This is a genomic window from Klebsiella sp. 10982, from assembly GCF_048589245.1.
Taxonomy (GTDB): domain Bacteria; phylum Pseudomonadota; class Gammaproteobacteria; order Enterobacterales; family Enterobacteriaceae; genus Klebsiella; species Klebsiella quasivariicola.
This window is the reverse complement of record NZ_JBMAXV010000007.1, coordinates 52,990-65,858: the sequence shown is the minus strand read 5'-3', so window position 1 is coordinate 65,858 and position 12,869 is coordinate 52,990. Positions and strand designations below refer to the sequence as shown.

The 12,869-nt window shown below is 56.7% G+C and carries 15 protein-coding genes; 10 read left to right on the top strand and 5 right to left on the bottom strand.

The window, feature by feature from the left end:
• Positions 1-7 precede the first annotated feature (7 nt).
• Both diaA and dolP read left to right on the top strand, forming a co-directional pair.
• Entirely contained in the window at positions 8-598 is a 591-nt protein-coding gene (gene diaA, locus ACKLKD_RS08480; protein WP_002918211.1) for a DnaA initiator-associating protein DiaA, read from the top strand.
• A 9-nt stretch (positions 599-607) separates the two neighbouring features.
• Positions 608-1,183, top strand: coding sequence for a division/outer membrane stress-associated lipid-binding lipoprotein (gene dolP, locus ACKLKD_RS08475; protein ID WP_002918214.1), 576 nt, complete (start codon positions 608-610; stop codon positions 1,181-1,183).
• 114 nt (positions 1,184-1,297) lie between these two features.
• Here the strand turns inward: dolP and ACKLKD_RS08470 are convergent, their stop codons facing one another.
• Together ACKLKD_RS08470 and ACKLKD_RS08465 are read right to left on the bottom strand one after the other, a co-directional pair.
• The gene (locus ACKLKD_RS08470) at positions 1,298-2,338 is read right to left on the bottom strand and encodes a permease (protein WP_025712519.1); all 1,041 of its coding nucleotides are present in this window, start codon (positions 2,336-2,338) and stop codon (positions 1,298-1,300) included.
• A 75-nt stretch (positions 2,339-2,413) separates the two neighbouring features.
• Positions 2,414-3,061, bottom strand: a complete 648-nt coding sequence (locus ACKLKD_RS08465; protein ID WP_080924488.1) for an NAD(P)H-binding protein — start codon at positions 3,059-3,061, stop codon at positions 2,414-2,416.
• Between the two features lie 128 nt (positions 3,062-3,189).
• Between ACKLKD_RS08465 and ACKLKD_RS08460 the strand changes: the two genes are divergently transcribed.
• On the top strand, positions 3,190-3,726 hold the full coding sequence (locus ACKLKD_RS08460) for a type 1 glutamine amidotransferase domain-containing protein (RefSeq protein ID WP_008806618.1): 537 nt from the start codon (positions 3,190-3,192) through the stop codon (positions 3,724-3,726).
• Here the strand turns inward: ACKLKD_RS08460 and ACKLKD_RS08455 are convergent.
• A complete protein-coding gene (locus ACKLKD_RS08455) occupies positions 3,688-4,131 on the bottom strand; it encodes a YhbP family protein (RefSeq protein WP_025712521.1) in 444 nt (147 codons plus the stop codon). The two genes, ACKLKD_RS08460 and ACKLKD_RS08455, sit on opposite strands and share 39 nt — an antisense overlap.
• Before the next feature lie 48 nt (positions 4,132-4,179).
• Here ACKLKD_RS08455 and ACKLKD_RS08450 point away from each other — a divergent pair, with 48 nt between their 5' ends.
• A complete protein-coding gene (locus ACKLKD_RS08450; protein ID WP_025712522.1) occupies positions 4,180-4,470 on the top strand; it encodes a GIY-YIG nuclease family protein in 291 nt (96 codons plus the stop codon).
• Here ACKLKD_RS08450 and ACKLKD_RS08445 read toward each other — a convergent pair.
• Positions 4,457-4,960, bottom strand: coding sequence for a GNAT family N-acetyltransferase (locus ACKLKD_RS08445; RefSeq protein WP_025712523.1), 504 nt, complete (start codon positions 4,958-4,960; stop codon positions 4,457-4,459). The two genes, ACKLKD_RS08450 and ACKLKD_RS08445, sit on opposite strands and share 14 nt — an antisense overlap.
• Entirely contained in the window at positions 4,954-5,478 is a 525-nt protein-coding gene (ubiT, locus tag ACKLKD_RS08440) for a ubiquinone anaerobic biosynthesis accessory factor UbiT (protein ID WP_008806622.1), read from the bottom strand. Before ubiT ends, ACKLKD_RS08445 begins: the two co-directional genes overlap by 7 nt.
• 221 nt (positions 5,479-5,699) lie before the next feature.
• Here ubiT and ubiU point away from each other — a divergent pair, with 221 nt between their 5' ends.
• The 6 genes from ubiU (at position 5,700) to mdcA (ending at position 12,867) form a co-directional block, all read left to right on the top strand.
• Entirely contained in the window at positions 5,700-6,695 is a 996-nt protein-coding gene (gene ubiU / locus ACKLKD_RS08435; protein WP_025712524.1) for a ubiquinone anaerobic biosynthesis protein UbiU, read from the top strand.
• A gap of 5 nt (positions 6,696-6,700) precedes the next feature.
• Entirely contained in the window at positions 6,701-7,579 is an 879-nt protein-coding gene (locus ACKLKD_RS08430) for a U32 family peptidase (RefSeq protein WP_080924489.1), read from the top strand.
• Positions 7,580-7,722: 143 nt separating this feature from the next.
• Positions 7,723-8,730 (top strand): luciferase-like monooxygenase, encoded by a 1,008-nt coding sequence (locus tag ACKLKD_RS08425; protein ID WP_025712526.1) that lies wholly within the window; start codon positions 7,723-7,725, stop codon positions 8,728-8,730.
• Positions 8,731-8,933: 203 nt separating this feature from the next.
• Positions 8,934-9,812 carry a triphosphoribosyl-dephospho-CoA synthase gene (locus tag ACKLKD_RS08420; protein ID WP_080924490.1) on the top strand — a complete coding sequence of 293 codons (879 nt, stop codon included), beginning with the start codon at positions 8,934-8,936 and terminating at the stop codon, positions 9,810-9,812.
• 167 nt (positions 9,813-9,979) lie between these two features.
• Complete coding sequence (gene madB, locus ACKLKD_RS08415; protein WP_080924491.1) at positions 9,980-11,188, top strand: Na+-transporting malonate decarboxylase, carboxybiotin decarboxylase subunit; 1,209 nt, start codon at positions 9,980-9,982, stop codon at positions 11,186-11,188.
• Between the two features lie 11 nt (positions 11,189-11,199).
• A complete protein-coding gene (gene mdcA / locus ACKLKD_RS08410) occupies positions 11,200-12,867 on the top strand; it encodes a malonate decarboxylase subunit alpha (RefSeq protein WP_080924492.1) in 1,668 nt (555 codons plus the stop codon).
• Positions 12,868-12,869: the final 2 nt, after the last annotated feature.

Genomic DNA, 12,869 nt, shown 5'->3' with positions numbered 1-12,869 from the left:
GGATCCCGTGCTCGACAGAATCAAAGCCTGCTTTACCGAAAGCATTCAAACCCAAATTGCCGCAGCGGAAGCCCTCCCGGACGCCATCTCCCGGGCGGCGATGACGCTTGTACAGTCCCTGCTCAACGGCAACAAAATCCTCTGTTGTGGTAATGGCACCTCCGCCGCCAACGCACAGCATTTTGCTGCCAGCATGATTAATCGTTTTGAAACGGAACGCCCTGGTTTACCTGCCATTGCACTAAATACCGATAATGTGGTCTTAACTGCCATCGCTAACGATCGCCTGCATGACGAGATCTACGCCAAGCAGGTGCGCGCCCTGGGACACGCCGGCGATGTGCTGTTGGCGATCTCCACACGCGGTAACAGCCGGGATATTGTCAAAGCGGTGGAAGCCGCTGTGACCCGCGACATGACCATCGTCGCGTTAACCGGCTATGACGGCGGTGAGCTGGCTGGCCTCTTAGGTCAGCAGGATGTCGAAATCCGCATCCCCTCGCATCGCAGCGCGCGTATTCAGGAGATGCATATGCTGACCGTCAACTGTCTGTGCGATTTGATAGATAACACCCTTTTTCCACACCAGGACGATTAAGGAGAACACATGAAGGCTCTCTCGCCCCTCGCCATCCTGCTTTCTGCACTACTGCTGCAGGGCTGCGTTGCCGCCGCGGTAGTCGGAACGGCAGCAGTCGGCACCAAAGCCGCAACGGACCCGCGTACGGTGGGAACCCAGGTCGATGACAGCACCCTGGAACTGCGCGTCAATAGCGCCTTGTCGAAAGATGAACAGATTAAAAAACAGGCCCGCATCAACGTTACCGCTTATCAGGGCAAAGTCCTGCTAACCGGTCAGTCGCCGACGCCGGATCTCTCTGCCCGCGCCAAGCAAATCGCTATGGGTGTGGAAGGGACCACGGAAGTGTTTAATGAAGTGCGTCAGGGCCAGCCGATTGGTTTAGGGACCGCCTCGTCTGATACCTGGATCACCACCAAGGTGCGTTCGCAGCTCCTGAGCACCGATCAGGTCAAATCGTCGAATGTGAAGGTCACCACGGAAAACAGCGAAGTCTTCCTGATGGGACTGGTAACCGATCGTGAAGGCCGGGCGGCCGCCGATATTGCCAGCCGGGTGAGCGGCGTGTCCCGGGTGACCACCGCCTTTACCTACATCAAATAAACCTGCAGTCTCCCGGCTGGCGCTGCGCGTAGCCGGGCTAGCATTCCCTGTCCGTTGGAAGCCGGGTAAGGCGTCGCCGCCATCCAATCCGGCTATCCATACGTTTACGCCGAACTATATCAGCGCCAGCGCGCCAACGATCGCTCCACACAGCGCCACCAGTCCGCCCGTCAGCCACAGCGCTTTGGCCGGGAAGGCTTTACGCAGCATAATCAGCGACGGCACGCTCACGGCCGGCAGAGTGATGAGCAGCGCCAGCGCCGGCGCCATTCCCATTCCCGCCAGCATCATCGTTTGCACAATTGGAATTTCCGCCGCGGTGGGGATCACAAACAGGCAGCCGGCTATCGCCATCGCAATGACCCAGAACAACGTATTATCCACCACGCCATCGGCGTGCGGGAACAACCAGACGCGCGCCGCTCCCAGCGCCAGTACCGCGAGGATATAAACCGGGATCGTGTTCCAGAACAGCGTCCACAGCGCCCGCAGCCAGCGACTCAAGAAGCCGCCCTGGGCCGCGTCCGGCTGTGCATCAGGCACCACAGCCGGCTGCGTCGCCGCCTCTGTTACCCATTTCTGCACCAGGGTCGCCACAATCAATACCGTCGCCAGGCCCGCCACCAGACGAATCAGCGCAAACTGCCAGCCCAGAACAAAACCCATAAACACCAGTGTCGCCGGGTTGAGCAGCGGGTTGCCCATCCAGAACGCCAGCGCTCCGCCCATCGACACCTGCTGTTTGCGCATCCCGGCCGCAACCGGGGCAGCGCAACAGGTACACATCATGCCCGGCAGCGAGAAAATCGTCCCCAGCAGCGTCCCCTGAAACCGCGATTGCCCAAGCGTACGCAGCAGCCAGTCGCGGGGTATCAGTACCTGGATCAACGACCCGAGCAGCACGCCGAGCACCGCCGCTTTCCAGACGGCAAGGAAATAAACTATCGCGTAGTCCCACGCCGCCTTCAGCGGGTTAGCGTCGGCCTGGGCGAGAATGGATTTACCGATACTGTGGGTTTCCGCAGCGGTAAAGGCCTTCCCGTAGTAGGGTTGCCATTTGACGATCCACAGACCAACAATGACGACAAGAAAGAAAAGCGCGGGTTTCCACCATTGAAACGGTGACGCCGCCTGAGATGAAGACTGACCAGTCATAGCATTCCCCAGCAAGAAATGTGGATATGAATTGAAGCCGTGAATACTACGCCGGAAGCCTGCGTTTGCAAACCGCTATTCCGTCTGTCGCGCGGCGCGCGCCCGCAACTGGGATGAGGTGAGAATTTGCACCCCTTTGTGGGTGGGCGACAATGCCTCCGCCAGCAGGGCAATTGCCACATCGCGGGCCGCGATGGCTTTCCAGTTCCCCGGCAGGAGCCGAAAAAGCGGTGCGAGTAAGGTCTCATTGGTCCGTTTTTTTTCCCGCTCACCCGACAGCATCGACGGCCTGGCAATGGTCAGCCGCGGCCAGCCCTGATCGATCAGCGCCGCCTCCATTTCACCCTTCACCCGATTGTAGAAAAACGGCGAGTGGGCATTGGCGCCCATCGCACTGACCACCAGCATATGTTGCGCACCCAGCCGTTTGCCGGTCAGCGCGGTATCAACCACCAGCGTGTAATCGGCATGGACAAAAGCCTCTTTGCTCCCGGCCTCCCGGCGCGTTGTTCCCAGACAGCAGAAGACGATATCCACCGGGTCGACCACCTGCGCCAGGGCATCGGTCAGCTGGGGATCGTGAGGATTAAAGACACCTTCCGCTGGCGCCAGCGGGCGCCGCGTCGGCGCAGCAATGGTGCTGATGCTCGGCTCATTCTGCAGCAGCCGAAGTAAGTGACCACCAACTAACCCGGTCGCGCCGGTCAATAATACCTGACTCATTGATTCTCCTTTACAGAATTCTCCGCCTTGCACTTTCGGGCTCATGTTCCAGGCTTAATACCTTACAAGGTAAGTATCCACCATCATCATGGAATTACCTCATTGACCATCCAGATAGCGGAGGAAGCATGAGTAAAAAGATAGCCGTGCTCATTACCGATGACTTTGAAGATTCTGAATTTACCTCTCCCGCCGACGCCTTCAAGCTCGCCGGGCATCAGGTTGTGACGATCGAAAAGCAGGCTGGCAAGACGGTGAAAGGTAAACAGGGAGAAGCAGAGGTGGCTATCGATCGGGCCATCGATGACGTCACACCGGGTGAGTTTGATGCCTTGTTGCTGCCCGGGGGCTATTCCCCTGACCAGCTGCGCGGGGATGAACGCTTCGTCACCTTTACCCGCGATTTTGTCAACGGCGGTAAGCCGGTGTTTGCCATCTGCCACGGCCCGCAGCTGCTGATCAGCGCCGATGTGATCCGCGGACGTAAGCTCACCGCGGTGAAACCGATTGTGGTAGATGTGAAAAACGCCGGGGGCGAGTTTTACGACCAGGAGGTGGTGGTCGATAACGAACAGCTGGTCACCAGCAGAACGCCAGACGATCTACCGGCCTTTAATCGTGAAGCGTTACGCCTGCTCGGCGCTGGCATCACGCCGCCAGTGTAATTTTTTCCCAAAGCCCAGCGTGTTGTCGGTGAACTTTATTTCGTCCGGACGAATTTCCCATACCGGTGCCGACAGCATGCGGGCCACCGGAAAGCGTCTGACGTAGCGCTGGCGCATCCGTGCCTCTTCGTCGCCGCTCAGCCGACGGATCTCGCCTTTGAACTGCACGCCGCGGATCAGGGCCACGGTTTTTGGCTGGCCGTTGACCGTGCCGGCCACTTTCGCCCGCTCACCGGTCATCTGACCGTGGCGCGTATGTTCATCGCTGAGCAGATAAAAGGCCACCGTCTCGGGGTCATAAACGTAAAAAGCATTGGCACACCACAGCTCGTCGTCGCGCGAAACGCACCAGGTGACGACGTGCTGTTTATTCAGCCAGCGACCAATGGCAGCAAGCGTATCCATTTTCTTCTCCATTATGCTATGGTGCACACACCTTACCATACCGACTTTGTGACCGTGTGCTGGTTTCTGTATCTCATTCGAACCGCGGATAATCGCCTCTATACCGGCATCACCACCGATGTGCCGCGCCGCTTTCGCCAGCATCAGACGGGGAAAGGCGCGAAGGCGTTGCGTGGCAAAGGCGACCTACAGCTGGCCTTTAGCCATGAAGTTGGTGAACACTCACTTGCTTTGCGACTGGAATATCGTGTTAAGCAGCTAACGAAGCGCGATAAAGAGCGCCTCGTTGCCGGAGAGGGTACCTTCGAAATCCTGCTGGCAAGGCTCAAAGACGATTAAAGTGATCGCTATATTCCACCTGACCGTGTACCCCGTTAAGGGCGTCATCCGCCAAACGGTGAACCTGAAACGCTTCTGCGCTATCCGGCCAGCGGCAGCGTAGATCGAAGCGTGCTGCCGGTTCAAAGCCGAAGCGACGGTACAATTCCGGATCGCCCAGCGTCACCACCGCGGCATAGCCAAACTCATTTAGCGAATCCAGCCCTTCATAGACCAGCTGCCGGCCAATGCCCTGCCCACGGTATTGTTCATCCACCGCCAGCGGCGCCAGGCCAACCCACTGCAGCTCTTCACCTTCCACCGCCACCGGGCTAAAAGCAACGTAGCCGATCACCTGGCCTTCATCATCCGTCGCCACCACCCCCAGCGTGATCAGTCCATCTTCACGCAGATCGTGCACCAGCTGCGCTTCGGCATCGCGGCCGAAGGTACGACGCAGCAGTGCGTCGATTCCCGGTGCATCAATCCCAATCTCCACTCGAATCAGCATGCCTCACCTACCGATGTCTGTTCAGGTTTCTGCGGGCTCTTCAGTCCAGCTTCGACAAAATCCGCCAGTTGCAGCAACATCACGCGCAGCGCTTTTGGCATCTGCTCGAGCTCAATGGCGTCCATCAAATTTTTTACATACAGCCCCAGCTCCGTATCGCCTTCGATCACCAGACGACGCTGGAAGAATAGCGTATCCGGATCCTGCTTGCGCGCGGCAATCATTAGCAGATCGCTGGCGTCGGCGCTGAAGCTGACGTCGGCGTCGGCCTGCTGGCTGACCACCAGGCGCCCATCGACTACCGAGGTATACCACAGCAGACCGATGTCACGCACATGAATACTTAACCAGCGCCCCTCGAGAAACTCCAGCTCGCCTTCTGCCAGCGCCTGACGGAACTGCCAGCTTAGCACTTGCTCCAGCACCTGGCGCTTGAGGGCAAAAGGCGCCAGCTTAACCGGCACGCTCAGTAAAGACGGGCCAAAGTGGACCAGCCGGGAACGCAGTTTATCCAACACAAGCTTTACTCCATGAATGCAATAGTTCCGCTATTGTGCCATATCACATAAACAACATAGCGGCGTAAATCAACAAAAACGCGATGACGGTCGCCAGTTATTGGCGCCGCCAATACACTTTTAACTGCCTCAAATCAAAAATTGTCACCAGAAGGTTAACTAAAATCCCTGCTCGTTAACCAATCAGCGTCCCTGACGGGCCGCATTTTTCAGGAAAAATTATGGAGCTGCTCTGCCCAGCCGGTAACCTTCCGGCGCTTAAGGCGGCCATCGAAAACGGCGCCGATGCCGTCTATATCGGGCTGAAAGATGACACCAACGCCCGCCACTTTGCCGGCCTTAATTTCACCGAAAAGAAACTGCAGGAAGCCGTCAACTTTGTGCATCAGCACCGTCGTAAACTGCATATCGCGATCAACACCTTTGCCCACCCGGACGGCTACGCTCGCTGGCAACGCGCGGTGGATATGGCCGCCCAGCTGGGCGCTGATGCGCTGATCCTGGCCGATATCGCCATGCTGGAGTACGCCGCGGAACGCTATCCACATATTGAGCGTCACGTTTCGGTGCAGGCTTCCGCCACCAATGAAGAAGCGATTCGCTTCTATCACCGCAACTTCGACGTCGCGCGCGTTGTGCTGCCGCGCGTCCTGTCTATTCATCAGGTGAAACAGTTAGCCCGCGCCACGCCGGTGCCGCTGGAAGTCTTCGCCTTCGGCAGCCTGTGCATCATGGCGGAAGGCCGCTGCTATCTCTCTTCCTACCTGACCGGCGAGTCGCCGAATACCGTTGGCGCCTGTTCGCCTGCCCGCTTCGTGCGCTGGCAGCAAACGCCGCAGGGGCTGGAGTCGCGCCTCAACGAAGTGCTGATCGATCGCTATCAGGATGGTGAGAACGCCGGGTATCCGACGCTGTGTAAAGGCCGCTACCTGGTCGACGGCGAGCGCTATCATGCGCTGGAAGAGCCCACCAGCCTCAACACCCTCGAGCTGTTGCCGGAGCTGATGGCCGCCAATATCGCCTCGGTGAAAATCGAAGGACGCCAGCGCAGCCCGGCATATGTTACCCAGGTGGCAAAAGTCTGGCGTCAGGCAATCGATCGCTGCAAAGCCGATCCGCAGAATTTTGTGCCGCAATCCGCATGGATGGACACCCTCGGCTCCATGTCTGAAGGGACACAAACCACCCTTGGCGCCTACCACCGTAAATGGCAGTGAGAAACATGAAATATTCATTAGGGCCGGTGCTGTACTACTGGCCAAAAGAGACGCTGGAAGATTTTTACCAGCAGGCGGCAAACAGTAGCGCCGACACCATTTATCTCGGCGAAGCCGTGTGCAGCAAACGCCGCGCCACCAAAGTTGGCGACTGGATCGAGATGGCAAAAGCGCTGGCCGGTAGCGGCAAGCAGGTCGTGCTGTCTACCCTCGCGCTGGTGCAGGCCTCCTCTGAGCTGGGCGAGCTGAAGCGCTATGTCGAGAATGGCGAGTTTCTGATCGAGGCCAGCGATTTGGGGGTAGTGAACCTCTGCGCCGAACGCAAGCTGCCGTTCGTCGCTGGTCATGCGCTAAACTGCTACAACGCCGTCACCCTGCGCCTGCTGCTAAAACAGGGGATGGTACGCTGGTGCATGCCGGTGGAGCTTTCCCGCGACTGGCTGGCAAATTTACTGACCCAGTGCGAAGAGCTGGGCATTCGCAACCAGTTTGAAGTCGAAGTACTGAGCTACGGCCATCTGCCGCTGGCCTATTCCGCGCGCTGCTTTACCGCCCGCTCGGAAGACCGGCCAAAGGATGAATGCGAAACCTGCTGCATCAAGTACCCGACCGGGCGCAGCATGCTGTCGCAGGAGAACCAGCAGGTCTTCGTGCTCAACGGTATCCAGACCATGAGCGGCTACGCCTATAACCTGGGCAATGAGCTGACGTCCATGCACGGTCTGGTGGATATGGTGCGCCTGTCGCCGATGGGCAACGAGACCTTCGCTATGCTCGAGGCCTTCCGCGCCAACGAAAACGGTGCTGCGCCGCTGGATCTTACCAGCAATAGTGATTGCAACGGCTACTGGAAACGGCTGCCCGGGCTGGCGCTGCAGCCCTGATAAACCGCTCACTTTGTTAACAACAGTGCTCAGATTTTAATGCATTATTAAAGATGCAGCTTTTCTGGCTGGCGCGTCCAGGATGCGCCAGGCTGGAAGAAGACCTTCAATCTGATGACGATGCTGTAGCAAAGTGAGCCTTTATGACTGACAAATCTGTTCCGTTCTCGGTGCTCGATCTGGCGCCGATCCCGCAAGGTTCTTCTGCCAAAGAAGCCTTTACCCACTCTCTGGATCTCGCCCGGCTGGCCGAATCGCGCGGCTATCACCGCTACTGGCTGGCGGAGCACCATAATATGGTCGGCATTGCCAGTGCGGCGACTTCGGTGCTGATAGGCTATCTCGCCGCCAACACCTCCACCCTGCATCTCGGGTCCGGCGGCGTAATGCTGCCCAACCACTCACCGCTGGTGATCGCCGAACAGTTCGGCACCCTGAATACCCTTTATCCCGGGCGGATCGATCTCGGCCTTGGCCGCGCGCCAGGCAGCGATCAGCCGACCATGCGTGCCCTGCGCCGCCATATGAGCGGCGATGTCGATAACTTCCCGCGCGACGTGGCGGAGCTGGTGGACTGGTTTGACGCCCGCGATCCAAACCCGCACGTGCGCCCGGTTCCCGGTTACGGGGAGCGTATTCCGGTATGGCTGCTGGGATCAAGCCTGTACAGTGCCCAGCTGGCGGCGCAGCTCGGCCTGCCGTTCGCGTTCGCCTCGCATTTCGCGCCGGATATGTTGTTCCAGGCCCTGCATCTGTATCGCAGCAATTTCAAACCTTCGGCGCGGCTGGAAAAACCGTACGCCATGGTATGCATCAATATCATTGCCGCCGACAGTAATCGCGATGCGGAATTCCTCTTTACCTCTATGCAGCAGGCGTTTGTGAAGCTGCGCCGCGGCGAGACCGGGCAGCTGCCGCCGCCGGTGGAAAATATGCATCAGCTGTGGTCTGCATCCGAGCAGTATGGTGTGCAGCAGGCATTAAGCATGTCGCTGGTTGGCGATAAAACCAAAGTCCGCCACGGCTTAGCGTCGATTCTGCGCGAAACCGAGGCGGACGAAATTATGGTCAATGGCCAGATCTTCGACCACCAGGCTCGTCTGCATTCGTTTGATTTGGCGATGCAGGTGAAAGAGGAATTGTTGGGGTAGTGAGCTATGCGGCATTTTTGCCGCATTTCTTTTCCTCCGCTAAACCATTTTGTGATCGTCTTCATTCATATTTTCGCATACCCCCCGTCTTATTACGTTGAGCGTAATTACATTACCTCTGGCGTAATTGTCCCCCACTTTCAACGGTGTTAGTTTTCCTCTGATTTATTTTTCAACCCTGAATCTGGTAAAAGAGAATACCCATGAGCCAACCAACTGCCCGTGCTATGTGGATCGGCGAATGCTTATTAAAAGCGCTGTTAATGGAGGTCTCCGCCTGGCCTAAACCTGGCCTTGTTACACCTCATTCACAAGGGGCGCATAAAGATATGGATATCTGGTTATTTATTACCAGTTCATCGGCTATTGCCCCCTGTTTTAGCGCCTGCGCCCATGCCGGGGAAAATCATCAGGGCTCGCCATGGGAACTCTTTTCAACAATACGTGCCATTGGCATTCATTATGAAAATACGCTGCTGCGGGCAACACAGCAGGTTAATACCCAACGCGGCATTCTTTTTTCCGGCGCGGTTCTGGCGACAGCGGCAGGATGGCTTTCCGGGCGCGGAGAAACCCTCTCATATCACGCCTTAAGCCAGTGCGTCGCTGAACTCTGCCGCGATCTCTGCCGTCGGGATTTTGCCGCCCTGGCCGAACGCCCGGCGCAAACCCACGGTGAGAGATTGTACGTCGGATTCGGCATTACCGGCGTGCGCGGAGAGGCAGAGCAAGGTTTCCCACTAGTTTGTCAGATTGGCTTACCCGCGCTGCATCAGGCGCTGGACAACGGGCTGCCCTGGCGGGAAGCGCTTATTCATACGCTGCTCACCTTAATGGCCCATTGCGATGACACTACCGTTTGGTTTCGCGGTGGCCAGCAGGTGCTAGCGGAAATGAAACAATATGCCTGGCATCTGGTGACGCAAGGAGGAATGTTTAACCCTGCGATTGAACAAGAGCTGGAGAATTTTAATTCATGGTGTCTGGATAAGTGGGTTAGCCCTGGCGGTTCGGCCGATTTATTAGCGCTGTGTCTGGCGATGTATTTTCTTTGCCGCCAGCCGCAAGGAGATATGACATAAGGAAGAATATGAACATCTATTTTTATACTTTATTAACATATGGCTTAACGATTGTAATTTCATTTGCGGTTGTCGGCATCATCGTTGGCGTCAACAAGATGATGAATAAGTTAAATATCACCGACGATTAATTTGCTAACTTTACCTTTGCCATCAGGAATATAGTTATGGATATCTTTGTTAAGCTCTTTTCGGGCATTGGCACCTTTTTTATTGAAGATCCGAAAATAGCCATTGCACGTTTTCTGTTAATTGTTCTCGGCTTTATATTAGCCTGGATGGGGTTCCGTCGAAAGCTTGAACCATTAATTATGGTGCCGATGGGCCTTGGCATGATTGCGGTTAACGCCGGGGTACTGTTTCTGGCGAGCGGGCAAACCGGGACCTTAATTCTCGACCCGATGGTCAGCGAACCTAACGAGCTGGTAAACCTGATGCAGATAAACTTCCTGCAGCCGGTTTATAACTTCACTTTTAGCAATGGCCTCATCGCCTGTATCGTTTTCTTTGGCATTGGCGCAATGAGCGACATCAGCTTTATTCTACTCCGCCCCTGGGCCAGCATTGTTGTCGCCCTGTTCGCCGAGGCGGGAACCTTCGCCGCGTTGCTGCTGGGTATTGAAGTATTTGGCCTGCCCGCCAACGAAGCCGCGTCGATTGCCACTATCGGCGGCGCAGATGGGCCAATGGTGCTCTTTGCCTCCCTTATCCTGGCACCGAACCTGTTCGTCCCCATTGCCATTATCGCTTATCTCTACCTGAGCCTAACCTATGCGGGCTATCCGTACCTGGTGCGCCTGCTGGTACCGAGAAAATACCGTGGCATGGAAGTTGAAATTGACTATCCCACCGTATCGAAGAAAGCGAAATTCATCTTTACCGTCTGCGCCTGCCTGCTGTTATGCCTGCTGTTGCCGGTAGCCGCGCCGCTGATCCTCTCCTTTTTCCTGGGAATTGCTATTAAAGAAGCTGAAATCGAACCGTTTCAAAAACTGCTCGAAACTACCATGACTTATACCGCCACCCTGTTCCTCGGGCTACTACTTGGCACCCTATGTGAAGCACAAACCATTCTCGATCCGAAGGTCGGCATCATCCTGATTCTGGGGATTGGGGCACTGGCTATCTCTGCTGTCGGCGCGCTGCTCGGAGGCTGGTTTATCTGGCTCATATCCCGAGGGCGATATAACCCGGCCATTGGTATCGCAGGCGTCTCCTGCCTGCCAACCACTGCCAAAATTGCCCAGAAAGAGGTCAGCCACGAAAACCCTTACGCCGTGATTCTGCCATTGGCTATGGGGGCAGGCGTCAGTGGCCTGATTGTTTCGGCCATCGCCACTGGGATCTTTATCTCCACGCTATTCCTGCTGAAATAATGGAGCATCATATGCTTAACAAGCACAACTGGCATCAACTCAAGGATGATACGCAGCAGCGATTAAGCCTGCTGGCACCGTATATCCATAATGGAAAGATAATCGACGCCAAGGATACCGTCGCTGCATTGGAAGCGGTAATTCGAAGCTTCGATCGCGTTAACATTGAAGGGAATAATCAAAAACAGGCGGATTTCTTCGCCGAATGCCTGTGCAAGCTTGATCCTCAGAAAATCAACGGCCTGCACATGGTGCAGTCATCCGTTCCTCTGAGCACACACCTCGATTTATTCGAAAAAGGGATTGCCCAGAAGCTCGACTTCGCCTACGCCGGGCCACAGGATGGCCGTCTCGCACAGTTGATTCAGGCTGGCAAGATAAAGCTCGGGGCGATCCATACCTATCTTGAGCTGTTCAGCCGCTATTTTGTCGATCTCACCCCGCGGGTGTCGCTGATCACTGCATTCGAGGCGGATAAAGACGGTAACCTGTATACCGGCTTTAACACCGAAGATACACCGGTGATCGCCGAAGCCACCCACTTCCGCCAGGGGATTGTCATCGCCCAGGTTAACAGAATCGTCGACAAAGTACCGCGCGTCGATATTCCCGGCGACTGGGTAAATGCGGTGATTGAAGCGCCGCGCCCGTTCTACGTCGAGCCGCTGTTTACCCGCGATCCGGGGCTGATAACCGACACCCATGTGCTGATGGCGATGATGGCGCTGAAAGGTATCTATGCCGAATATGGCGTCGAGCGTATTAACCACGGCATCGGCTTCTTCACCGCCGCCATTGAGCTGCTGCTGCCCACCTACGGCGAGGAGCTGGGGCTGAAAGGCAAAGTCTGTACCCATATGGTACTCAACCCGCATCCGACGCTGATCCCGGCGATCGAAAGCGGCTGGATCCAGTCGGTGCACTGCTTCGGTGGTGAACTGGGCATGGAGAAATATGTCGCCGAACGCCCGGACGTCTTTTATATCGGCCAGGACGGCACGCTACGCTCCAACCGAGCGTTTGCTCAAGCGGCAGGCCACTACGCGCTGGACATGTTTATCGGCGGCACCTTGCAGATTGATAAATACGGTAACAGCAGTACCGCCACCGCCAGTCGTGTCTCCGGCTTTGGGGGTGCTCCAAACATGGGCTGCGACGCCAAAGGTCGCCGCCATGCCACCGCATCCTGGCTGAAGTGCGGTGAAGAGTTCAACGTCACTCAGCAGCAGCTGATTGGCGATATGCCGCGCGGTAAACGTCTGGTTGTGCAGATGCAGGAAACCTTCCGTGAGAAGCGTCAGCCAGCGTTTGTCGACAAACTGGACGCTTGGGAACTGGCGGAAAAAGCCAACCTCGCTCTGCCGCCGGTCATGGTGTACGCCGATGACGTCACCCACATATTAACCGAAGAAGGTATCGCCTATCTGCACCGTTGCAATGGTCTGGAGCAGCGCATGGCTGCCATCCGCGCCGTTGCGGGCTACACCGATATCGGCCTGGCCGCCGACCCGGCGCAAACCCAGGCGCTACGTGACGCCGGCATCGTGAAAACCCCGGAAGATTTAGGCATTGACCGCCGCCGCGCCAACCGTCAAATGCTGGCGGCGAAAAGCATTCGCGATCTGGTTGACTGGTCTGGCGGACTCTATAACCCGCCCGCTCGATTCCGTAACTGGTAGGG

Bases quoted from the DNA above. Each gene is read 5' to 3' on its own strand.
- dolP (WP_002918214.1), top strand. From the start codon at position 608: ATGAAGGCTCTCTCGCCCCTCGCCATCCTGCTTTCTGCACTACTGCTG.
- ACKLKD_RS08470 (WP_025712519.1), bottom strand. From the start codon at position 2,338: ATGACTGGTCAGTCTTCATCTCAGGCGGCGTCACCGTTTCAATGGTGG.
- ACKLKD_RS08465 (WP_080924488.1), bottom strand. From the start codon at position 3,061: ATGAGTCAGGTATTATTGACCGGCGCGACCGGGTTAGTTGGTGGTCAC.
- ACKLKD_RS08460 (WP_008806618.1), top strand. From the start codon at position 3,190: ATGAGTAAAAAGATAGCCGTGCTCATTACCGATGACTTTGAAGATTCT.
- ACKLKD_RS08455 (WP_025712521.1), bottom strand. From the start codon at position 4,131: ATGGATACGCTTGCTGCCATTGGTCGCTGGCTGAATAAACAGCACGTC.
- ACKLKD_RS08445 (WP_025712523.1), bottom strand. From the start codon at position 4,960: ATGCTGATTCGAGTGGAGATTGGGATTGATGCACCGGGAATCGACGCA.
- ubiU (WP_025712524.1), top strand. From the start codon at position 5,700: ATGGAGCTGCTCTGCCCAGCCGGTAACCTTCCGGCGCTTAAGGCGGCC.
- ACKLKD_RS08430 (WP_080924489.1), top strand. From the start codon at position 6,701: ATGAAATATTCATTAGGGCCGGTGCTGTACTACTGGCCAAAAGAGACG.
- ACKLKD_RS08425 (WP_025712526.1), top strand. From the start codon at position 7,723: ATGACTGACAAATCTGTTCCGTTCTCGGTGCTCGATCTGGCGCCGATC.
- ACKLKD_RS08420 (WP_080924490.1), top strand. From the start codon at position 8,934: ATGAGCCAACCAACTGCCCGTGCTATGTGGATCGGCGAATGCTTATTA.
- madB (WP_080924491.1), top strand. From the start codon at position 9,980: ATGGATATCTTTGTTAAGCTCTTTTCGGGCATTGGCACCTTTTTTATT.
- mdcA (WP_080924492.1), top strand. From the start codon at position 11,200: ATGCTTAACAAGCACAACTGGCATCAACTCAAGGATGATACGCAGCAG.